This window comes from uncultured Nocardioides sp., assembly GCF_947489365.1.
Taxonomy (GTDB): domain Bacteria; phylum Actinomycetota; class Actinomycetes; order Propionibacteriales; family Nocardioidaceae; genus Nocardioides.
Window position 1 is genome coordinate 82,930 of the sequence record NZ_CANLDB010000009.1, and the last position, 21,801, is coordinate 104,730.

The 21,801-nt window shown below is 75.6% G+C and carries 21 protein-coding genes; 19 read left to right on the forward strand and 2 right to left on the reverse strand.

Features of this window, described 5'->3' with window-relative positions; translation table 11 throughout:
• Positions 1-88: 88 nt before the first annotated feature.
• The 10 genes from Q0858_RS19885 (at position 89) to metK (ending at position 8,221) form a co-directional block, all read left to right on the forward strand.
• Positions 89-1,150, forward strand: coding sequence for a quinone-dependent dihydroorotate dehydrogenase (locus tag Q0858_RS19885; RefSeq protein ID WP_299058096.1), 1,062 nt, complete (start codon positions 89-91; stop codon positions 1,148-1,150).
• The gene (locus Q0858_RS19890) at positions 1,147-2,031 is read left to right on the forward strand and encodes a hypothetical protein (protein ID WP_299058097.1); all 885 of its coding nucleotides are present in this window, start codon (positions 1,147-1,149) and stop codon (positions 2,029-2,031) included. Before Q0858_RS19885 ends, Q0858_RS19890 begins: the two co-directional genes overlap by 4 nt.
• Positions 2,031-2,930, forward strand: a complete 900-nt coding sequence (locus Q0858_RS19895) for a nitronate monooxygenase (protein ID WP_299058098.1) — start codon at positions 2,031-2,033, stop codon at positions 2,928-2,930. The genes Q0858_RS19890 and Q0858_RS19895 overlap by 1 nt, the downstream gene beginning before the upstream one ends.
• Positions 2,927-3,775 (forward strand): orotidine-5'-phosphate decarboxylase, encoded by an 849-nt coding sequence (gene pyrF / locus Q0858_RS19900; RefSeq protein WP_299058099.1) that lies wholly within the window; start codon positions 2,927-2,929, stop codon positions 3,773-3,775. The genes Q0858_RS19895 and pyrF overlap by 4 nt, the downstream gene beginning before the upstream one ends.
• Positions 3,772-4,215, forward strand: a complete 444-nt coding sequence (locus Q0858_RS19905) for a hypothetical protein (RefSeq protein ID WP_299058100.1) — start codon at positions 3,772-3,774, stop codon at positions 4,213-4,215. Before pyrF ends, Q0858_RS19905 begins: the two co-directional genes overlap by 4 nt.
• 110 nt (positions 4,216-4,325) lie before the next feature.
• Positions 4,326-4,652 (forward strand): integration host factor, actinobacterial type, encoded by a 327-nt coding sequence (gene mihF / locus Q0858_RS19910; RefSeq protein WP_299058101.1) that lies wholly within the window; start codon positions 4,326-4,328, stop codon positions 4,650-4,652.
• Positions 4,649-5,266: a guanylate kinase gene (gene gmk / locus Q0858_RS19915; RefSeq protein WP_299058102.1), complete on the forward strand. Its 618-nt coding sequence runs from the start codon at positions 4,649-4,651 to the stop codon at positions 5,264-5,266. Before mihF ends, gmk begins: the two co-directional genes overlap by 4 nt.
• A gap of 52 nt (positions 5,267-5,318) precedes the next feature.
• Complete coding sequence (rpoZ, locus tag Q0858_RS19920; RefSeq protein ID WP_299058103.1) at positions 5,319-5,648, forward strand: DNA-directed RNA polymerase subunit omega; 330 nt, start codon at positions 5,319-5,321, stop codon at positions 5,646-5,648.
• Positions 5,645-6,907: a bifunctional phosphopantothenoylcysteine decarboxylase/phosphopantothenate--cysteine ligase CoaBC gene (coaBC, locus tag Q0858_RS19925; protein ID WP_299058104.1), complete on the forward strand. Its 1,263-nt coding sequence runs from the start codon at positions 5,645-5,647 to the stop codon at positions 6,905-6,907. Before rpoZ ends, coaBC begins: the two co-directional genes overlap by 4 nt.
• A gap of 123 nt (positions 6,908-7,030) precedes the next feature.
• A complete protein-coding gene (gene metK / locus Q0858_RS19930) occupies positions 7,031-8,221 on the forward strand; it encodes a methionine adenosyltransferase (protein ID WP_299058105.1) in 1,191 nt (396 codons plus the stop codon).
• Between the two features lie 34 nt (positions 8,222-8,255).
• Here metK and Q0858_RS19935 read toward each other — a convergent pair whose 3' ends face one another.
• Positions 8,256-9,584, reverse strand: a complete 1,329-nt coding sequence (locus Q0858_RS19935; protein ID WP_366916031.1) for a HEPN domain-containing protein — start codon at positions 9,582-9,584, stop codon at positions 8,256-8,258.
• 86 nt (positions 9,585-9,670) lie between these two features.
• Between Q0858_RS19935 and Q0858_RS19940 the strand changes: the two genes are divergently transcribed.
• The 4 genes from Q0858_RS19940 (at position 9,671) to Q0858_RS19955 (ending at position 14,621) form a co-directional block, all read left to right on the forward strand.
• The gene (locus Q0858_RS19940) at positions 9,671-11,779 is read left to right on the forward strand and encodes a primosomal protein N' (RefSeq protein ID WP_299058107.1); all 2,109 of its coding nucleotides are present in this window, start codon (positions 9,671-9,673) and stop codon (positions 11,777-11,779) included.
• A 63-nt stretch (positions 11,780-11,842) separates the two neighbouring features.
• A complete protein-coding gene (gene def / locus Q0858_RS19945) occupies positions 11,843-12,388 on the forward strand; it encodes a peptide deformylase (protein ID WP_299058108.1) in 546 nt (181 codons plus the stop codon).
• Entirely contained in the window at positions 12,385-13,317 is a 933-nt protein-coding gene (gene fmt / locus Q0858_RS19950; protein WP_299058109.1) for a methionyl-tRNA formyltransferase, read from the forward strand. The genes def and fmt overlap by 4 nt, the downstream gene beginning before the upstream one ends.
• Positions 13,314-14,621, forward strand: a complete 1,308-nt coding sequence (locus Q0858_RS19955; RefSeq protein WP_299058110.1) for a transcription antitermination factor NusB — start codon at positions 13,314-13,316, stop codon at positions 14,619-14,621. The genes fmt and Q0858_RS19955 overlap by 4 nt, the downstream gene beginning before the upstream one ends.
• A gap of 361 nt (positions 14,622-14,982) precedes the next feature.
• On the opposite strand, the gene Q0858_RS19960 is transcribed toward Q0858_RS19955, so the two are convergent.
• Positions 14,983-15,723, reverse strand: a complete 741-nt coding sequence (locus tag Q0858_RS19960; protein WP_299058111.1) for an AAA family ATPase — start codon at positions 15,721-15,723, stop codon at positions 14,983-14,985.
• A 32-nt stretch (positions 15,724-15,755) separates the two neighbouring features.
• Here Q0858_RS19960 and ligD point away from each other — a divergent pair, with 32 nt between their 5' ends.
• From ligD to Q0858_RS19985, 5 genes are read left to right on the forward strand one after another with little or no spacing between them, the layout of a single operon-like run.
• Positions 15,756-16,715 carry a non-homologous end-joining DNA ligase gene (gene ligD, locus Q0858_RS19965; protein ID WP_299058112.1) on the forward strand — a complete coding sequence of 320 codons (960 nt, stop codon included), beginning with the start codon at positions 15,756-15,758 and terminating at the stop codon, positions 16,713-16,715.
• A 13-nt stretch (positions 16,716-16,728) separates the two neighbouring features.
• The gene (locus Q0858_RS19970) at positions 16,729-17,160 is read left to right on the forward strand and encodes a hypothetical protein (protein WP_299058113.1); all 432 of its coding nucleotides are present in this window, start codon (positions 16,729-16,731) and stop codon (positions 17,158-17,160) included.
• A gap of 10 nt (positions 17,161-17,170) precedes the next feature.
• On the forward strand, positions 17,171-18,187 hold the full coding sequence (locus Q0858_RS19975; RefSeq protein ID WP_299058114.1) for a zinc-binding dehydrogenase: 1,017 nt from the start codon (positions 17,171-17,173) through the stop codon (positions 18,185-18,187).
• Between the two features lie 20 nt (positions 18,188-18,207).
• Positions 18,208-18,885 (forward strand): ribulose-phosphate 3-epimerase, encoded by a 678-nt coding sequence (rpe, locus tag Q0858_RS19980; RefSeq protein ID WP_299058115.1) that lies wholly within the window; start codon positions 18,208-18,210, stop codon positions 18,883-18,885.
• Entirely contained in the window at positions 18,882-21,737 is a 2,856-nt protein-coding gene (locus Q0858_RS19985) for a DEAD/DEAH box helicase family protein (protein WP_299058116.1), read from the forward strand. The genes rpe and Q0858_RS19985 overlap by 4 nt, the downstream gene beginning before the upstream one ends.
• Positions 21,738-21,801 lie beyond the last annotated feature (64 nt).

Genomic DNA, 21,801 nt, shown 5'->3' on the forward strand with positions numbered 1-21,801 from the left:
CATCCTCGCACCTGCGCTGCTGTTAGATTCACCCGCAGCCCGCCGAGCGGCGCGGCTCCCGGGGTACGTCGCGAGGAGGGCCGGAGGCGTGAGCACCTACCGACGCCTCTTCGACGTCGTCGCCACCCGGGTGGACGCCGAGCGGGCGCACCGGGTCGGCTTCGCCGCCGTCCGCGCCGCCCGCCCCGTCCTCACCCGGACGGCGGGACCCCGTCCCGTGCCCGGCGCCGGTCCGGTCACCGCGATGGGCCTGACGTTCGCGCACCCCCTCGGGCTGGCCGCGGGCTTCGACAAGAACGCCGTCGGCGTCGACGCGCTCGCCGGTCTCGGCTTCTCCCACGTCGAGGTCGGCACCGTCACCGGCCGTCCTCAGCCCGGGAACCCCCGCCCGCGCCTGTTCCGCCTCCCGGCCGACCGCGCTGTGGTGAACCGCATGGGCTTCAACAACGCCGGCGCCGAGGCCGTCGCCTCCCGCCTCGCCCTGCGGGCGGCGCGGGCCGCCCACACCGGGCGCGCCACCGACGTCGTCCTCGGCGTGAACATCGGCAAGTCCCGGGTCGTCCCCGACTCCGACGCCGTCGCCGACCACGTGCTGAGCGCCGGGCTCCTCGCGCCGTACGCCGACTACCTCGTCGTCAACGTCAGCTCGCCCAACACCCCGGGCCTGCGCGACCTGCAGAACGTCGAGCGTCTCGAGCCCATCCTCACCGCGGTACGACGGCGCGCCGACGCCGCGACCCCGCTCCGCACGAGCCCGCTCCCGCTGCTGGTGAAGATCGCGCCCGACCTGGCGGACGACGACGTCCTCGCCGTCGCCGACCTCGCCGTGGCGCAGGGCCTGGACGGGATCGTCGCGACCAACACGACCATCTCCCGCGACGGCCTGCTCAGCCCGCCGCAGGCGGTGGCCGCCGCCGGGGCCGGCGGGCTGTCCGGGGCACCGCTGGCCACTCGCTCCCGCGAGGTGCTCCGCCTGCTGCGCCGCCGCGTCGGCGACCGCCTCACCCTGGTGTCGGTCGGCGGCCTGACCGACGCCGCCGACGCCTCCGAGCGCCTCCGGGACGGCGCGACGCTGCTGCAGACCTACACCGGCTTCGTCTACGAGGGCCCCTCCTTCGTGCGACGCACCGTGGCGGGGATCGTCCCGTGACCACGCCCACCGCCGAGGCCCCGACCGGCCCGCGCCACGTCACCGGCGAGATCCTCACCACCAAGAAGGTGGGCGCCTACCAGCACCTCACGCTGGCCGTGCCCGACGTCGCCGAGCGCGCCCGCCCCGGCACCTTCGTCGCGCTGCCCGCCGGCGAGGGCCGGATGGGGCGCCGTGCGTTCTGGATCCGCGGCGTCCGCACGGTCGGCGGGTTCGGCAGTGCGGTCGAGGTCGTCGTCGACCCGACCGGACCGGGCAGCCGCTGGCTCGCCGCGCAGCCCGCCGGCACCCGGCTGGAGGTCACCGGCCCGCTGGGACGCCCGTTCTCCCTGCCCCGCGACCCCGTCTCGTGCGTGCTCGTCGGCGAGGGCTACTCCGCCGCCTGCCTCTTCCCGCTCGCGTCCCGGCTCAAGGAGCGCGGCTGCACCGTCGTCATCCTGCTCGCCGCCGCCGACGAGTCGCGCCTGCTCGCCGCCCTGGAGGCCCGTCGTACGGCGCGGTCGGTCACCGTCGTGACCGGCGACGGCTCCGTCGGCCGCTCCGGTGCGGGTGCCCCGCTGGCCGACCTGGTCGCCGCCGCCCTCCCCGAGGTCCTGCAGCGCGCCGCCGCCGACGTCGTGTACGCCGCCGCGCCCGCCGCGACCCTGGCCCGGGTGGCCCGCGCGGCCGAGGACGTCGGCGCCTGGAGCCAGACCGCCCTCGAGCAGCCCGGGCCCTGCCTCACCGGCCTGTGCCAGGGCTGCGCCGTGCCGGTCGTCGGCGAGGACCGGCTGGTCCGCATGGTCCGCGGCTGCACCGAGGGTCCCGTGCTGCGCGGCGACCGCGTCCGGTGGGACGACCTCGGCGGCGTGCCCGCCCCCGTCGACCAGGGAGCGCTCTGATGGGGCGCCACGTCGCGACGACCACGCATCCGGGGCCCGTCCTGGTCGCGGCCGGCTGCGGCGGCACCGGCCGCGAGCTCGCGTCGTACGGCGACCTGTCCGCGCTCGGCGGCTTCGTCACCCGCACCATCACCCTGCGACCCCGCCCCGGCGGCCCGCAGCCGCGGGTCGTGGAGTCGCCGTCCGGGCTGCTGCACGCCGTCGGCCTGCAGAACCCCGGCCTCGACCGCTTCCTCGCCACCGAGCTGCCCTGGCTGGTCCGCGCCGGCGCCCGGGTCGTGGTGTCGATCGCGGGGGAGACCGTCGCCGAGCACGCCGAGCTCGCCCGCCGCGTGGGCCAGTCGCCGGGGGTCGCCGCCCTGGAGGTCGACCTCGCCGAGCCCGACCCGACCGACTGGGGCCTGGTCGAGACCCGGGAGCCGATGGCCTCCGGTCTCGTCGCCACCCGCATCGTCGCCACCTGCCGCCGCGAGCTGCCCCGCGACGTCCCGGTCCTGGCGAAGGTCCGCCTGGACCCGCTGCGCGTGCTCGACCAGGCACTCGGCCTGGCCGAGGCCGGCGCCGACGGTCTCGTCGTCGGGCACTCCCTGCCCGCCCTGATGCCCGACGGGCGCCACGCCGGCCTCAGCGGGCCGTCGCTCTTCGCCGTGGCCCGTCGCTGCGTCGCCGAGGTCCACGCGGGCCTGCCGACCCTGCCCGTGATCGGCTGCGGGGGCGTGGCCACCGCCGAGGACGCGCGCGCCATGCTCGCCGCCGGGGCGGTCTCCGTGCAGGTCGGGTCCGCGATGCTCACCGACCCGACCACCGCCCACCGGATCAGCGCCGAGCTCGCCGCGGACGCCGCGGCCGCCGCGGAGTCCACCGGCGCCGGGACCCGGGTCGGCGAGGCACTGGCGTGACCCCCTTCGGCCCCCGTCTCCACGCCGCCCTCGCCGACCGCGGCCGGATGTGCGTCGGCATCGACCCCCACCCCGGCCTCCTCGCCGCCTGGGGCCTGCCCGACGACGTCACCGGGCTCGAGCGCTTCGCCCGCGACGCGGTCGCCGTCCTCGGCCCGCTGTCCCCGGTCCTCAAGCCGCAGGCCGCCTTCTTTGAGCGCTTCGGCAGCGCCGGCGTCGCCGTCCTCGCCCGCACGCTCGCCGACGTCCGGGCGACCGGCGCGCTCGCCCTGCTGGACGCCAAGCGCGGCGACATCGGCTCCACCTCCGCGGCGTACGCCGACGGGCTGCTCGACCCCGCCAGCGACCTCGCCGGCGACGCGGTCACCCTCAGCCCCTACCTCGGCCTCGGGTCCCTCGACCCGTTCGTCACGGCCGCCCGCGCCCACGGCGGCGGCCTGTTCGTCCTCGCGCTGACCTCGAACCCGGAGGGCGCCGCGGTGCAGCACGCCCGCAGCGAGGACGGACGGAGCGTCGCCCAGGGCGTGCTCGAGGGCCTGCGCGCGCTGAACCGCGAGGAGGGCGCCGGGCCGCTGGGCTCGTTCGGTGCCGTCGTCGGGGCCACCGCGACCCTGCCCGACGGCACGGACGCGAGCCTCCTCGACATCGGCGGGCCGCTCCTGCTGCCCGGCGTCGGTGCCCAGGGCGCCGGCGTGGACGACGTACGTCGCCTCGTGGGCGAGGCGGCGCCCGCCGCGCTGCCGAGCACCTCCCGCGAGGTCCTCGGCGCCGGACCCGACCCCGCCGCGCTCGCGGACGCCTGCCGCGCCGCCCAGGCGCAGGCAGCGGTGCTGGGCGGGCCGTGAGCGCCCGCACGGCCCTGCTCGCCCCCCTCGTCCTCGTGGCCGGCCTGACGGTGGGCTGCGGGGACCAGACCGACCGGTACTGCGACGCCGTCACCGACAACCAGGACCGCCTCGGCGAGATCGCCGGCTCCGGCGACGCGCTCGCGCTCTTCGAGGCGCGCGACGTCTACCGCGACCTGGCCGAGGAGGCCCCCGACGACATCGCGGACGACTGGGACCTCGTCCTCGACCGGATCGACGTCCTCGAGGACACCCTCGACGAGGCGGACGTCGACCCCGCGACGTACGACCCCCGCGACCCGCCGTCCGGGCTCTCGTCGCAGGAGCGGGCCCGCATCCGCCAGGCCGCCGACGACCTCGCCGCTCCCGAGGCGGTGCGCGCGATGGACGACGTCGAGCAGCAGGCCCTCGACGTCTGCGGCACGCCGCTGCGGGTGTGAGCCGCCCGCGGAACCCCACGAGCACACCTGTGCCCCCGATTGCCGGGGGCCGTGGGCATCTGACAGATTGACCCGACCGGCCCAGCCGTCGACGACGAGGACTCCTTTCCGTGGCACTGCCCCCCCTGACGCCCGAGCAACGCCAGGCCGCTCTGGACAAGGCCGCGGCATCCCGCAGAGAGCGCGCCGAGGTCAAGAACCGCCTCAAGCACGGCGGCGGCTCGCTGGTCGAGGTGCTGGCGGAGGGCGAGCGCAACGAGGTCGTCGGGAAGATGAAGGTCGTCGACCTCCTGCAGTCCGTCCCGGGCTTCGGCAAGGTCCGCGCCCGTCAGACGATGGAGCGGCTCGGCATCGCGGAGTCCCGTCGCGTGCGCGGGCTCGGCGCGAAGCAGCTGGCGGCCCTGCGCCACGAGTTCGGTCCGCGCGACGGCGCGTGAACGACTCCCCGAGCAGCCCCCCGAGCGACTCCCCGGACGTCCCCGGGACGTCCCGGCTCGTCGTCCTGGCCGGCCCCACCGCGGTCGGCAAGGGCACGGTCGCCGCCGCGGTCCGCGCCGACCACCCGGAGGTCTGGCTGTCGGTCTCCGCGACGACCCGACCGCCGCGCCCCGGTGAGGTGGACGGCGTCCACTACCGGTTCGTGACCCCCGAGCGGTTCGACGCCATGGTCGCCGAGGGCGAGCTGCTCGAGTGGGCGGTCGTCCACGGCACCCACCGCTACGGCACACCCCGCGCCCCGGTCGAGGCCGCCCTCGCCGAGGGACGACCCGCCCTGCTCGAGATCGACCTCCAGGGGGCCCGCCAGGTGCGGGCGACCATGCCCGAGGCGCTGTTCGTGTTCCTGAGCCCGCCGACGTGGGACGAGCTCGTGCGCCGGCTGGTCGGGCGCGGCACCGAGACCGAGGCCGAGCGGGAGCGTCGCCTCGCCACCGCGCGCACGGAGCTGGCCGCCGAGGCGGAGTTCGACGTCACCGTCGTCAACCACGAAGTTCGTGCCGCCGCGCAGGAGTTGGTAACGTTGCTGACGTCCGTGTCCGGCCGTCGCCGCTGAAGCGCACGTCCGTCGACACCCCGGTTACTCCGAGCACCAGCGAGGTCCACCTGTGTCTGCCCCTCCCATCGACGCCCAGGGCGTGACCAACCCGTCCATCGACGACCTGCTGACGAAGACCGACAGCAAGTACCAGCTCGTGCTCTACAGCGCCAAGCGCGCCCGCCAGATCAACGCGTACTACTCCCAGCTCGGCGAGGGCCTGCTCGAGTACGTCGGCCCGCTGGTCGACACGCACGTGCAGGAGAAGCCGCTGTCGATCGCGCTCCGCGAGATCAACGACGACCTGCTCACCTGCGAGGAGGCCGACCCGGCCGAGCTGGCTGCCGAGGAGGCCGCCATGCAGGCCGCCACGGAGGCCGGTCCCGCGTTCGAGGAGTGACCGGCTCCCACGTCGGATCCCACGGCGGCCCGCGGGTCGTCCTTGGCGTCGCCGGCGGCATCGCGGCCTACAAGGCCTGCGAGCTGCTGCGCGGCCTCACCGAGTCCGGGCACGCCGTGACCGTCGTCCCGACCGCCAGCGCGCTGGAGTTCGTGGGTGCGCCCACGTGGGCCGCCCTGTCGGGCCGGCCGGTGGTGGCCGACGTCTGGTCGGCGGTCCACGAGGTGCCCCACGTGCGGATCGGCCGTGAGGCCGAGCTGCTCGTCGTCGCGCCCGCCACCGCGGACCTGCTGGCCAAGGCCGCCCACGGGCTGGCCGACGACCTGCTGACCAACACCCTGCTCACCGCGCGCTGCCCGGTGCTGATGGCCCCGGCGATGCACACCGAGATGTGGGAGCACCCCGCCACCCGCGCCAACGTCGCCACGCTGCGTGAGCGCGGTGTCCACGTGCTCGACCCCGACTCCGGGCGCCTGACCGGCGCGGACACCGGCCGCGGCCGCCTGCCGCACCCCGACGCGATCCTCGAGGCCGCCCGCGACCTCCTGCTGCGCGGCGAGCGGGGCACCGACCTCGCCGGTCGGCACGTGGTGGTGTCCGCCGGCGGCACCCGTGAGGCGCTCGACCCGGTGCGCTTCCTCGGCAACCGCTCCTCGGGCCGTCAGGGTCAGGCGCTCGCCGTCGCCGCGCTGGGGCGCGGCGCCCGCGTCACGCTCGTGCGCGCCCACGTCGACCGGCCGACCCCCGCCGGGGTCGAGGTCGTCGAGGTCGACTCGACCTCCGACCTGCGCGACGCCGTCCTCGCCGCGGCCGCCGACGCCGACGCCGTGGTCATGGCGGCCGCGCCCGCGGACTTCACCCCCGCCTCGGCGAGCGCGACGAAGATCAAGAAGACCGACGACGCGAGCGTCCCGTCGCTCGACCTCGTGCAGACGCCCGACGTCCTCCGCGAGCTCGGGGCGACGCGACCCGGCGGCCGCGGCCAGGTGGTCGTGGGCTTCGCCGCCGAGACCGGCGGCGACGGCCACGACGTGCTGGACCTCGCGCTGGACAAGTTGCGCCGCAAGGGCTGCGACCTGCTCGTGCTCAACGACGTCGGCGAGGGCCGGGTGTTCGGCCGCCCCGACACCGAGGCGGTCGTCCTGGCCGCGGACGGCGCCGAGCCGGCGCCGGTGCCGGCGGGCGTGAAGGGTGCGCTCGCGCACGTCGTGTGGGACGAGGTCGTCCGACGTCTCCCCGTCGACCGACCGGCGTCCTGACCCGCCCCACGGGGTGCGGGACCAGCATCCGTGCGGTTTCCACCGATCACCACCGTCCTGGTTAGGGTTGCCGCGACGTGGACCCGGTGGGTCCGCCCCACCCGAGCGAGCAGGAGCTGAGCCGTGCCAGGACGCCTCTTCACGTCCGAGTCGGTGACCGAGGGTCACCCCGACAAGATCGCCGACCAGATCAGCGACACCGTCCTGGACTACCTCCTGGCGCACGACCCGGGCAGCCGGGTCGCGGTCGAGACGCTGCTGACCACCGGCCTCGTCGTCGTCGCCGGCGAGGTCGGCACCACGGCGTACGCGCCCGTCGCCGAGCTCGTCCGCAAGAAGATCCTCGAGATCGGCTACGACTCCTCCGAGAAGGGCTTCGACGGCGCCAGCTGCGGCGTCCAGGTCGCCATCGGCGGCCAGTCGGCCGACATCGCCCAGGGCGTTGACACCGGCCACGAGTCCCGCACCGGCTCCGTCGACGCGCTCGACAAGCAGGGCGCGGGCGACCAGGGCCTGATGTTCGGCTACGCCTGCGACGACACCCCCGAGCTGATGCCGCTGCCGATCACGCTCGCGCAGCGGCTGGCGCAGCGCCTCACCGAGGTCCGCAAGGACGGCACGCTGCCCTACCTGCGCCCGGACGGGAAGACCCAGGTCACCATCGAGTACGACGCCGAGGGCCGCCCGGTCCGCGTCGACACCGTGGTGCTGTCGACGCAGCACGCCGAGGAGGTCGACCTCGACACCCTCGAGAAGGACGTCAAGACGCACGTCATCGACCCGGTGCTCGAGTCGTTCGACATCCCCTCCGCCGACTACCGCCTCCTGGTGAACCCGACCGGACGCTTCGTCGTCGGCGGCCCCATGGGCGACGCCGGCCTCACGGGCCGCAAGATCATCGTCGACACGTACGGCGGCATGGCCCGCCACGGTGGCGGCGCCTTCTCGGGCAAGGACCCGAGCAAGGTCGACCGCTCCGCGGCGTACGCGATGCGCTGGGTGGCGAAGAACGTGGTCGCCGCGGGCCTGGCGAAGCGCTGCGAGGCGCAGGTCGCCTACGCCATCGGCAAGGCCGCCCCGGTGGGCGTCTTCATCGAGACCTTCGGCACCGGTGTCGTCAGCGACGAGCAGATCCAGGACGCGGTGCTCGAGGTCTTCGACCTGCGCCCCTCCGCGATCGTGCGCGACCTCGACCTGCTGCGCCCGATCTACGCCGCCACCGCGGCGTACGGCCACTTCGGCCGCGAGCTGCCCGACTTCACCTGGGAGCGCACCGACCGCGCCGACGCACTGAAGGCAGCTGCGGGCGTCTGAGGGCCGCCTCGGATACCCGCAGGGGCTTGTGGAGTCAGGTGACCTCGCCGTAGGGGTGTCGCTGACGGTCGCGCGAGAGACGCTCTCGCACGTCATCTGGCCCCACCCCAAGTTCCAGGGCCACCCAGGCACGGGTCGCAAGGACGCACTGTCGCCAGGCGTTGAGTACGTCAATCGAGTCCGGCTTGGCTCGATTGACGTGCTTGACTCCGTTGTAAGTGCGGGTAGTCAGTTCGACCCAGTTGGTGACGTCGAACGGCAGGACGGTGTCGACGTCTTCGGCGATTCGGTTTAGCCGCTGCTCAAGCGAGGTGTCCTTCGCACTCCGTCTCGTCATCCCGTCGCGTATGAAGAGCAGGTAGCCCAGCGCTTCAACCCCGGGGCCAACTTGAGCGAGGCGAGTCGAGTGCGTGGCTGGTCCGAGTTCTATGCTGCTTACTACCGGATCAAGAGCGCGCGAATACTGCTCTCGTAGTTGGATCCACCGCTGAACACCATGAACGCCGAGATCGGCAAAGCGGATCAGATGCGCCCGGTAGTCGGAGGGTGGTGACTGCGATACCCCGTTCGGCACCACCACCTCCCTCCACTTCTCACCGGCGCTCTCAGCGTTAGGTGACGTGACGGGGTCGTCCCGTCTCATGGCCTTGATGACGACACAACTCTCGTGACGCCACCGAGAGAGCACGAGTAGATCGCGAAGGGCCATGTGAAGATCAGCGTGGTCGCGCCAATCCCTCTCGCCGGTCGAACGGGTGCAACTTTCCAGCGTGTCGAGCAGCACGTACCTGTCCGGATCTTCGGTCCTGACCTCCCACCCGGGTTGTAGTGAGAGATCCAACCCGTTGAACTCACCCAGATGCACGGGCGCAGGGTCCACGCTTCTGACCTCGGCCCCGCCACCGACCTCGCTAGGAGTTCGGAAGTCCCAGGAAGTGACACCAAGCCACTCACGCAGCCCAGAGATGTGAGCCTTAAGACCGTCCGGGCTGCCGAAGTTGAGGTCTTCACCTACACCAATGACGGCCGCGCGCGCCCAGATGCGGCCTCTCCCGGGTCCGAGCATGTTTGCGTGATAGCCACGCGCGTAGCACCGAACGAGGAGAACAGCACCCTGCGAGTCGACAAAGAGCACCCGGTTTGGGGCATCGATCGGCACGTCATCCAGGTCGTGCGCGGGATCGGCGAGGTATGCGTCTTCGCCTAGGAACCATCGCGCGTAAGGGCTTGACGGTTCGGACCAGGTCAAAGTGACAGAGATTCCGTCTGCCGAATGTTCTAGGAGAACTTGTCGGGCTGGGGTGCTGGCGTGGAAATCGTAGAAGTCGCCGACTCGCTGCGTGCCCAGGCTGAGTCCATTCATTCGACCCCAGGCTAGTTCGAACGTGCCGACCGGGCTTGTGGATGGCCGCGGGCGGCCTGTCGGCGCCCGCTGCCAGGATCGGTGACGTGACCCACCGCGTGCCCGACGAGGGCCCCGAGGAGCAGCAGGACGCCGGCCAGCCGGCCCTGCTGCCCGCGGTGGTGCGCTCGCAGGCGCGTGCGGCGCGGAAGAAGGCGGAGGCGCGCGAGAAGCGGCCGCCGAAGCCGGTGGCCGAGGTCGAGCCGGTGGCGTCCGTCCTGGTGGACGTCCCGCTGGCCCACCTCGACCGGCCCTTCGACTACCTGGTGCCGGCGGACGCCGCGGAGACCGCCCGGCCCGGGGTGCGGGTCAAGGTGCGCTTCGCGGGGCAGGACGTCGACGGCTTCGTCGTCGCCCGTAAGGACGCCAGCGAGCACGGCGGCACCCTGCGCCCGCTGCGTCGCGTGGTCAGCGCGGAGCCGGTGCTGCACCCCGAGGTCGTAGAGCTCACCGCCACCCTCGCCCACCGGTACGCCGGCACCCGCGGCGACGTCCTGCGCCTCGCCGTGCCCCCGCGCCACGCGACCGTCGAGAAGGAGCAGACGCCCGAGGCGCCACCGCCGCCCGCGGCCGGCCCGAGCCTGGACGCCGCCCGCTCGGCCTGGGCCGACCACGACCCGGCAGCGGCGTTCCTCGGTCACCTCGCCGACCCGTCCGGCGGCCCGGCCCCCCGGGCTGTGGTCACGGTCGCCCCCGGCGCCGACTGGACCTCGATGCTCGCCACCGCGGCGGCCGTCGCCGACGCCGCGGGTCGTGGCGCGCTGCTGTGCGTGCCCGACGGCCGCGACGTCGACCGGGTCTCCGCCGCGCTGACGAGGGCGCTGGGGGAGGGGCGCCACGTCGCCCTGCGCGCCGACGCCGGGCCCTCGCGCCGCTACCGCGACTTCCTCGCCGTCTCCCGCGGCGCCGTGCGGGTCGTGGTCGGCACCCGCGCCGCGGCGCTGGCCCCGGTCGCCGACCTGGGGCTCGTGGTCATCTGGGACGACGGTGACGACCTGTACTCCGAGCCGCGGGCGCCGTACCCCCACGCCCGGGAGACGCTGCTGCTCCGCGCGGCCCAGCAGGACACGGCGGTGCTGGTCGCCGGGTTCGCCCGGACGGTCGAGGGGGCCCAGCTCGTCCGCAGCGGCTGGGCCCACGCGATCGCCCCGACCCGGGAGACGCTGCGCGAGCGCGTCACGGTGCGCCTCGCCGGAGCCGACGACCGCGAAGTCGCCCGCGACCCGGCGGGCCGGGGAGCCCGCTTCCCCACCGCGGCCCGCGACCTCGTGCGCGACGCCCTCACCGGACCCGCGCCGGGCCCCGTCCTGGTGCAGGTCCCGCGGGCGGGCTACGCGCCGAGCCTGGCGTGCGACACCTGCCGCACCCCGGCGCGCTGCCCGCGCTGCGCGGGGCCGCTGGCCGTCACCACCGCCGGCGGCGTGCCGACCTGCCGCTGGTGCGGGCACGCCGACGAGCACCACCGGTGCGCCGTGTGCGGGGCGACCGGCCTGCGAGCCCCGGTCCGGGGCTCGCAGCGCACCGTGGAGGAGCTCGGCCGGGCCCTGCCCGGGGCGCGGCTGCGGTCGTCGACGGGGGAGCAGGTGCTCGTCACCGTCCCCGACGAGCCGGCGGTCGTCGTCGCCACCCCCGGCGCCGAGCCCGTGGTGGAGGGCGCCGGGTACGCCGCCGTCGTGCTGCTGGACACCTGGCTCACCCTCGGCCGGATCGACCTGCGCAGCGACGAGGAGGCCCTGCGCCGGTGGCTGGGCGCCGCGGGGCTCGTCCGTCCCGGCGGGACGGTCGTGGCCGTCGGCGGTGACCCCACCCACCCCGCCCTGCAGGCGCTCGTCCGCTGGGACCCCGCCGGCTTCGCCGACCGCGAGACCGCGGCGCGGGCCGAGGCCGGGCTGCCGCCCGCCACCCGCATCGCCTCCCTGACCGCGCCCGCGGACGTCCTCGAGGAGGTGCTCGCCCAGCTCGACCCGCCGCCGCTGGTCACCGTCCTCGGGCCGGTGCCCGCGGGCCCCGCCGACACCGACGACCAGCGCCTCGTCCTGCGGGTGCCCCGCGCGGACGGGTCGACGCTGTCGACGGTCCTCGGCGACCTGCAGCGGACCCGCTCGGCGCGCAAGCAGCCGCCGGTGCGGGTGCAGGTCGACCCACCCGGCCTGTAGCGCCGGGACTCCCTAGACTCGACCGTCGTCCTGCAACCAGCAGACCACCCGAGAGGAGCGCCGGTGGCCGTCCGGCCCGTCCGCCTGTTCGGTGACCCGATCCTGCGCCGCCGCGCCGTCGAGGTCACCGACTTCGACGCCGAGCTGCGCCGGCTCGTCGCCGACCTCACCGACACCATGCTCGACGCCCCCGGCGCCGGCCTCGCCGCGCCGCAGGTCGGCGTCGGCCTCCGGGTGTTCACCTGGTCGGTGCACGGGGAGGTCGGCCACCTCGTCAACCCGGTGCTCGAGCTGTCCGACGAGCAGCAGGAGGGCCTCGAGGGCTGCCTGTCGCTGCCCGAGCTCACCGCCGAGTGCCGCCGGGCGATGAGCGTGGTCGCCCACGGGCAGGACATGCACGGCGAGCCCGTCACGGTCCACGGCTCCGAGCTGCTGGCCCGGGCGATCCAGCACGAGACCGACCACCTCGACGGCGTCCTGTTCATCGACCGGCTGGAGACCGAGGAGCGCCGACGCGTCATGGCGGAGGTGCGTGCGGCCGACTGGTTCGGCGCCGAGCAGCCGCGGGTGAAGGTGTCCCCGCACGTGACCGGCGGGCTGGGCCTGTGAGGGTCGTCTTCGCGGGCACCCCGGAGGTCGCGGTCCCCGCACTGCGCGCCGTCGCTGCCTCGGGCCACGAGCTGGTGGGCGTCGTCACCCGGCCCGACGCCCGGGCGGGGCGGGGCCGCTCGCTGGCCGCCAGCCCGGTCGCCGAGGTCGCCGCCGAGCTGGGGGTGCCCGTTCTCAAGCCCGGCCACCCCCGCGAGCCGGACTTCCAGGAGGCCCTGCGCGCCCTGGCCCCCGACTGCTGCCCCGTCGTCGCGTACGGCGCGCTGCTGCCCCGCTCCGCGCTCGACATCCCGCCCCACGGGTGGGTCAACCTGCACTTCTCATTGCTGCCGGCCTGGCGGGGCGCCGCGCCGGTGCAGCACGCCGTCCGGGCGGGCGACGAGATCACCGGTGCCACCACCTTCCGGATCGTGGAGGCGATGGACGCTGGCCCGACGTACGGCGTGATGACGGAGCGGGTCCGCCCCACCGACACCGCCGGCGACCTGCTCGAGCGCCTCGCCGTCGCCGGGTCCGACCTGCTCGTGGCCACCCTCGACGGCATCGAGGACGGCTCGCTGGAGGCCCGCGAGCAGCCGGACGACGGGGTCTCCTACGCCCCGAAGGTCGAGGTGGCCGACGCCCGCGTCGACTGGGCCGAGCCCGCGGTCGCCGTGGACCGCCGCATCCGGTCCTGCACGCCGGCCCCCGGCGCGTGGACGTCGTACGTCGACGACCGGGTCAAGCTCGGCCCCGTCTCCCTCGACGTGCCCGACGACCTGGGGCGCCCCGAGCCCGGGGCGCTCGCGGTCCGCAAGGACGCCGTGTACGTCGGCACCGCGACCACCCCGGTCCGTCTCGGCGAGGTGAAGCCCCCCGGCAAGCGCATGATGCCCGCCGCCGACTGGGCGCGCGGCGCGCGGCTGGCCGACGCCGAGCGGCTCGGATGAGCCGGCCCGACCCCGCGCGGCTCGCCGCGTACGAGGTGCTCAAGGCGGTCCGCGTCGACGACGCCTACGCCAACCTCGTCCTGCCCCGCCTCCTGCGCGAGCACGGGCTGAGCGGCCGCGACGCCGGGTTCACCACCGAGCTCACCTCGGGGACGCTGAGGGGCCGCGGCACGTACGACGCCGTGCTCGACGCCTGCACCGACAAGCCGCTCGCGTCCACGCCGGCCAAGGTGCTCGACGCCCTGCGGCTCGGCGCCCACCAGCTGCTCGCGATGCGCGTCCCCGCCCACGCGGCGATCTCGACCACCGTGGACCTCGTGCGCGACCGCGCCGGCGCGGGGGCCGGCGGGTTCGCCAACGCCGTCCTGCGGCGCGTCTCGCAGCGGGACCTCCCGGCCTGGCTCGACCACCTCGACCCCGCGGGCGACGACCTGTCCCTGCGCCACAGCCACCCCGCATGGGTCGTCGACCGTCTTCGCGAGGCCCTCGCCGCCGACGGTGCCGCCGACGGTGCCGCCGACGAGCTGCCCGCCCTGCTCGCCGCCGACAACGCCCCGCCCGCGGTCACCCTGGTCGCGCGGCCCGGGCGGATCACCCGGGACGCGCTGCTCGCGCAGGTCGAGGGGACCCCGACCGCGCGCTCGCCGTACGGCGTGGTGCTGGCCGGGGGCGACCCGGGCGCGGTCCCGGCCGTCCGCGACGGCCTCGCCGGTGTGCAGGACGAGGGCTCGCAGCTGGTCGCGATCGCGCTGGCCGAGGCGCCCCTCGAGGGCGCGGACGAGAGCTGGCTCGACCTGTGCGCCGGTCCCGGAGGCAAGGCCGCCCTGCTCGCCGGGCTCGCCGCCGACCGCGGCGCCCACCTCGTGGCCAACGAGGTCGCCCCCCACCGCGCCGACCTGGTCCGCCGCTCCCTGCGGGGGATGCCGGGCGAGCCGGAGGTGACCGTCGCCGACGGCCGGGACGGCCCCTGGGCGCCCGGCTCGTTCGACCGCGTCCTGCTCGACGCCCCGTGCACCGGCCTCGGTGCCCTGCGCCGGCGTCCCGAGGCGCGCTGGCGTCGTACGGCGGGCGACCTCGACAGCCTCGTGCCCCTCCAACGGGCGCTGCTCGCCTCGGCCCTGCGGTTCGTCCGTCCCGGCGGCGTCGTGCTCTACGCGACCTGCTCCCCGGTGCTCGCCGAGACCCGCGAGGTCGTGGCGGCGTCCGCCGACGCCGACGGCGTCTCGCTGGAGCACACGGAGCAGCTCTGGCCCCACCGCGACGGCACCGACGCCATGTTCACCGCCCTCCTGCGCCGCACCTGAGCGACGGCGGACCCCTCCGTGGGTGGTCACGGGACGTCAGGTGGTCGAGCAGCCGACGAGCGCAGCGAGGCCGCGTTGTCGAGACCGGGCGCGACAGGGGGTCTCGACGACGCGCGCTCGCAGGGCTCGCGTGCTGCTCGACCAGCGGCGGCGGGGTCAGGTGGTCGAGCAGCCGACGAGCGCAGCGAGTCCGCGTCGTCGAGACCCGTGCGAACGGGGGGTCTCGACGACGCGCGCTCGCCAGGGCTCGCGGGCTGCTCGACCAGCTGGGGTGGGTGCGCTCGCCGGAGCTCGCGTGCTGTTCGACCACCTGGGGTGGGTGCGCTCGCCGGGGCTCGCGTGCCGCTCGACCGGCCGACGCCTACTGGTCCAGCACGTGCCGCAGGTAGCGCATCGGGGCGTCGAGGTAGGCCTTCCAGTGCCGCACCAGCTCGAGGTCCTCCCACGCGGCCTCGCGCAGGCCCCACTCGCCGACCTCGAGCAGGCGCACGCCGGGCATGGCGGCGAGCACGGGGGAGTGGGTGGCGCAGACCGCCTGCCCGCCGTCCGCCACCAGGTCGGCGAGCGCCCCGACCAGGCCGAGCGTCGACGAGAACGACAGGGCGGCCTCCGGCTCGTCGAGGCAGTAGAAGCCGGGGGAGTCGAACCGGGTCCGCAGCACCGCCAGGAACGACTCGCCGTGGCTCATCTCGTGGTAGCGCGGCTCCCGCGACCGCGAGTGGTCGAGCGGCGGGTGGTCCTCCAGGAACGTGTACCAGGAGTGCATCGTCTCGGCCCGCAGGAAGAAGCCGTAGCGGCCCGTCCCCAGCCCCCGCTCCACCCGCAGCGCGCGACCCAGCGGAGACTCCGAGCGGCGCGTGCTGTGGTGCCCGTACGGCGTCCCGCCCTCCGGCGAGAGCCCGAACGCCTCGGCGAGCCCCTCGACCAGCGTCGACTTGCCCGAGCCGTTCTCGCCGACCAGCATCGTCACGCCCTTCGCGGGGGTGAACCCCTCCCGCAGCACCTGCGCGACGGCGGGCACGGTCGCGGGCCACTCCTCGCGGTCGATCCCGTCGTCGTCGCGCACCGCGAAGCGGCGCACCGGCGGCTGGTCGAAGTCCACGCCCGACAACCTAGAGGCCGTAGGTTGATCCGGTGGCGAGCAGCAGTCCGGCGACCGAGGTGGAGGTCGACGACCGGGTGGTCCGCGTCTCCAACCCCGACCGCGTCTACTTCCCCGAGACCGGTGCGACGAAGCTGGACCTCGTCGAGTACTACCTCGCCGTCGGCCCCGGCATCGTCAACGCGCTGTGGGAACGGCCCTGCATGCTGCACCGCTTCCCGACCGGGCTGTCGGGCGACAAGGTGCACCAGAAGCGGCTCCCCAAGGGCGCGCCGGACTGGGTCGAGACCGTCCGCCTGCACTTCCCGCGGTGGAACCGCACCGCCGACGAGCTGTGCGTCACCGAGCTCGCCAGCGTGATCTGGGCGGTGCAGATGTCGACGGTCGAGTTCCACCCGTGGAACAGCCGCCGCGGCCACGTCGAGGAGCCCGACGAGTGGCGCATCGATCTCGACCCGGGCCCGGACTGCGACTGGGCGACCGTGCAGCGCACCACCGCCGTCGTGCACGAGGTGCTCGACGAGCTCGGCGCCGTCGGGTCCCCCAAGACGAGCGGCGGTCGGGGTCTCCACGTCTACGTCCGCATCGCGCCGCGCCCCTTCGCCGACGTACGGCGGGCCGCGCTGGCGTTCGCCCGCGAGGTCGAGCGCCGCTCCGACGAGGTGACCACCGCCTGGTGGCGCAAGGACCGCGACCCCGCCGACCTCTTCGTCGACTACAACCAGAACGCCCGCGACCACACCATCGCCGCGGCGTACTCGGTGCGCGGGACGCCGCGGGGCACCGTGTCGACGCCCGTGCGGTGGGACGAGGTGGACGACGTCGAGCCCGACGACTTCACGATCGCGACCGTCCCCGCCCGCTTCGCGGACCTCGGCGACCTGCACGCCGGCATCGACGACGCGGTCTTCGACATCGCCTCGCTGCTGGAGTGGGCCGACCGCGACGAGCGCCGGGGCGCCGAGCCGCCGCCGGACCCGGAGGACGGATGAGAGGGCTCCGCCGATGAGAGGCAGCTGGGACGACCTCGCCCGCCGGCTGACCAGCGCGATGCTGTCGCTGGACGTGTACGACGTCGTGATCGTCGGCGACGAGACGGGTCCCCGCAGACGGCCGTTCTTCGGGTTCGGGCCCCTGCCGCCGGTCCCGGCCCGCCGGTGGGTCTCGGTGACCGCGGCGCAGTCGGTGCTGATCGGCGAGGTCGTCGGAGCCCGGTCCTGGGGCGGCGAGTGGGACCTGGCCCCCGAGACCGTCGACGCGCTCCTGGCGCAGGGCTGGGAGAAGCCCTGGTCCACCGACAGCACCACCCTGTGGCGCGAGGCTCCGCTGCAGTCGGCGCCGCGGATGGCCCGCGCCCTGGTGCGGGCGCTGCAGGCCATGGGGTGCGAGATGGAGACCCTCGAGGTCACCCGCACCCGCGAGGAACCCGAACCGTGAGAGGACGACCGTGAGAGCAGCGCTGCTGCACGGAGCGCACGACCTGCGCGCCGCCGAGGTGCCCGACCCCGAGCCCGCCGACGGCGAGACGCTCGTCGCCGTGGAGGCGCTGGGCATCTGCGGCAGCGACCTCCACTGGTACGACGAGGGCCGCATCGGCAGTGCCGTCCTGTCGCAGCCCGTCGTCCCCGGCCACGAGATCGGCGGCCGCGCGCTGACCGGCCCGTACGCCGGGCAGGTGGTCGCCCTCGACCCCGCGGCCAGCTGCGGCGCCTGCGCGCTGTGCCACGCCGGCAAGCACAACCTGTGCCGCGCCATCCGCTTCGCCGGCGACGGCACTGCTCCGGGCGGCCTCGCCGAGCGCCTCGCCTGGCCCACAGCGCTCCTCTTCCCCATGCCCGAGGGCAGCACCGCCGTCGACGCCGCCCTGCTCGAGCCCCTCGGGGTCGCGACGTACGCCGTCCAGCTGGTCGGGGTGCCGGTCGGCGAGACCGTCGCCGTGGTCGGCCTCGGCCCCATCGGCCAGCTGGTCTGCCGCCTGGCCCGCGCCGCCGGCGCCGCCCGCGTGGTCGGCGTCGACCCGCTGGCGCACCGCCGCGAGGCCGCGCTCGACGGTCCCGGTGCGGTCGACGCGGTCCTCGACGCCCCGGACGCCCGCGACGAGGACACCTGGCGCGAGGTCGCCCCCGACGGCGTCCCGGTCGTGTACGACGCTTGCGGGTCGCCCGACGCGCTCACCGAGGCGCTGACCGCGGTCGCGCCCGACGGCGACGTCGTCCTTGCGGGCATCCCCGACGGCAACGTCACGACCTTCCCGGCCGACCTCGCCCGCCGCAAGGGGGTGCGGTTCACCACCGTGCGGCGGATGCGGGACAGCTACCCGGCCGCCCTGCGGCTGCTCGCCTCCGGACGCCTGAGCCTCGACGGGCTCGTCGACCGCACCTGGGGCCTGGACGACGCCACGGCCGCGTTCGACCACGCGCTCGCCCGGCAGGGGCTCAAGACCGTGATCGAGCCCCACCGCTAGGTCCCCGCTAGGTTCGGCGCGTGGGCATCCAGATCACGCCGAGCATCCTGAACGCCGACTTCTCCCGGCTGGGTGAGGAGGTCGCCCGCATCCCGGGCGCCGACCTCGTCCACGTCGACGTCATGGACAACCACTTCGTCCCCAACCTCACGTTCGGCCCGACGATGGTCGAGGCCCTCGCACGGGTGAGCGCCGTGCCGCTCGACGCGCACCTGATGATCGCCGACGTCGACCGCCACGCCGTCACGTACGTCGAGGCGGGCTGCGCCTCGGTCACCTTCCACGTCGAGGCCGCCGCCGCCCCGGTGCGCCTCGCCCGCGAGATCCGCTCCGCCGGCGCCCGCGCGAGCATGGCGCTGCGCCCCGCCACCCCGATCGAGCCGTACGCCGACCTGCTGGGCGAGCTCGACATGCTCCTGCTGATGACCGTGGAGCCCGGCTTCGGCGGCCAGCCGTTCCTCGACCTCGTCCTGCCGAAGATCCGCCGCGCCCGCGCCCTCGTCGACGCCCACGGCGGCGAGGTCCGACTCCAGGTCGACGGCGGCGTCTCGCCGGACACCATCGGTCGCTGCGCCGAGGCCGGCGCCGACACCTTCGTCGCCGGGAGCGCCGTCTACTCCGCCGACGACCCCGACGCGATGGTCGCCGAGCTGCGGCGCCTCGCGGAGCAGCACTCCGAGGCCGCCGCGCCCCGGTGAGCGACGCCCAGCCCGACGGGCCCGCCGAGCCCGCCTCGTCGGCCGCGAGGCTCGCCGCCACCCGGTCCCCGCACGCTCTGCGCCGCCACCAGGCCGAGGCGCTGGAGGCCCTCGCGGCGACGCGGGCCGCCGGCCGCACGCGCGCCTGGGTGGCCCTGCCCCCGGGCGCCGGGAAGACGCTGGTGGGGCTCGAGACCGTCCGCCGCGAGCAGCGACCGGCCCTCGTGCTCTGCCCCAACACCGCCGTCCAGGGCCAGTGGGTCCGTGCCTGGGGCGCGATGCGCGACGCCGACGGCGGGGCCACCGCCGCGACCGTCTCCACCGAGCGTGACCTGGCCGCCGACCTCACGGTCCTGACGTACCAGGCACTCGCCGTCTTCCGCAGCGAGCAGGAGGAGGACACCGGCGAGGAGGAGAGCGAGGACCCGGGGGTCCTCGACCGGCTGCACCCGAACGGCCGGGCCCTCGTCGAACGCCTGCGGGGTCTCGGACCGGTGACCCTCGTCCTCGACGAGTGCCACCACCTCGTCGAGACCTGGGGCCGGCTGCTGGCCGAGGTCCTCGACCTGCTGCCGGACGCCGTCGTCCTCGGTCTCACCGCCACCCCGCCCACGGCGGTCCGGGGTGCCCAGGCCGCCCTCGTCGACGAGCTGTTCGGCGACATCGCGTACGCCGTCTCCGTCCCGGCCGTGGTCCGCGAGGGCCACCTCGCCCCGTTCACCGACCTGGTGTGGCTGACGACCCCGACGGCCGAGGAGTCGGAGTGGCTCGCCGGGAGCCGCCTGCGGTTCACCGAGCTGGTCACGGCGCTGACCGACCCCTCCTTCGGCTCGACGCCGTTCCTGACGTGGGTCGACCGGCGCTTCGCCGGTGACCTGCCGTTCGACCGGGTCGCCGCGTCGGCCCCGGCGCTGGGCGACGCCGCCCTGAGGCTGCGGCACGCCGGCCTGCTGCGTCTGCGGGACACCGACCACGTGCACAGCGCCGAGCGGCACCGGCGGGCCCCCGACGCGGAGGACTGGGGCCTCCTCGTCGACGACTGGTACGACGGCTGCCTGCTCGAGGGCACCGACCCCGCCGACGAGCAGGTGCGCGAGGCCCTGCGGCGCGCCCTGCCGGCGGTCGGCTGGCAGGTCACCCGCCGCGGGCTGCGTCGGGGCCGCTCGCCGGTCGACCGGGTGCTGGCCCGCAGCGCGGCGAAGTCGCGCGCCCTGGTCGAGATCGTCTCCGCCGAGCACCGCGCCCTCGGCGAGCGGCTGCGAATGCTCGTCGTCTGCGACCACGAGCGCGCCACGGCGACCGTGCCCGCCGACCTGCACGGCGTGGTCTCGGTGCGGGCCGGCTCGGCCCGGCTGGCCCTGGCCGACCTCCTGGCCGACCCCGTGACGGCCGCGCTGGACCCGGTGCTCGTGACCGGGCGCACCGTCGCCGCGGCGCCGGCGACGCTCGAGCGGCTGCGGGCCCGGGTGCGGGCCGACCGGGGGGTCGACCTGGTCGTCGGGCCACCCGACGACGACGGCGCCGCCGAGCTCGCCGGCGCCTGGACGAGCCGCACCTGGGTCCGGGCCGTCAGCGACCTCCTGGCCGACGGCGGCTGTCGGGTCCTCGTCGGCACCCGCGCGCTGCTCGGGGAGGGCTGGGACGCGCCGGCGCTCACCGGCCTGGTCGACCTCGGTACGGCCACGACCGCCACCAGCGTCGTCCAGACGCGCGGTCGGTCGCTGCGGCTCGACCCGGCTGACCCCGACAAGGTCGCGGTCAACTGGACGGTCTGCGCCGTCGCCCCCGACCACCCGCGGGGCGGCTCGGACTGGCAGCGGACCGTCGCCAAGCACCAGGGCTACCTCGGCGTCGACGCGACCGGCGAGGTCGTCGACGGCGTGGCGCACATCCACCCGTCGTTCTCGCCGTGGTCCCCGCCGGACGCGGTCACCTTCGACGCCGTCAACGCCTCGATGCTCCTGCGCGCCGAGCGGCGTCACGCCGTCGCGGAGGCCTGGGCCGTCGGGTCGCCGTACGACGACGTGCTGCGGGTGACCGCCCGGGTCACCCCGTCCGCCACCCTGAGCCCCGTGCGGACGCCCGCGGAGGGTGGGCTCGCGGAGGCGGTCGGAGCGGGGGATCCCCCCGACGCCGTCGTCGGCCCGGACGGCGTCGAGACCCGCGGCGCGACGTGGCCCGCCGGCGTGCCCCGGGCCCTGACGTGGGTCGTGCTCGCGCTGACCCTCACCCAGGTGGCGCTCTCCTGGGTGACCACCGCCCTGGGCCTGCTCGTGCTTGTCGGGCTCGTGGCCCACGACCGTCACGTCGTACGACGCCGGCGGGAGGTCGCCGTCCGCGCCCTGCGCCCGCCGGACCTGCTCCAGGTGGCCGCCGCGGTCGCCGACGGCCTGCGCGACGCCGGCCTGGCCTCGGCGGGCTCCGAGGCGGTCCGGTGGCGGCCGGACGCCGACGGGGCGGTCCGGGTCCGTCTCGACGTCGACGGCCGCGGGCCCGACGCCGTCGGGGAGAGCGAGCGGTTCGCCGAGGCCCTCGCCGAGGTCACCGGCGCCGTCGAGCAGCCCCGCTACCTCGTGCCCCGGTACACCGCTCCGGTGCCGACCGACCGGGAGCTGCGGCGAGCGAGGACCCTCGGTGCGCTCCGGCCCGCGGGGGAGACGTGGCACGCCGTCCCCACCGTCCTCGGCGTACGACGGGAGCGTGCCGACGCGTTCGCCGCCGCCTGGGACCGCTGGGTCGGCGGTCGGCCCGCCGTCCTCACGGCCGACCCGCGCGGGGCGGGCGCCCTCGCCGCCGCCCGCGGCGCCGACCCCCTGGCGGACGGCGCCGCGTTGCGGACCTCCTGGCACTGACACCGGTAGGTCCCGCCGGGGGACCCCTCGGCCGGACCGCGTGGGACGGTCCCGGGAACAAACC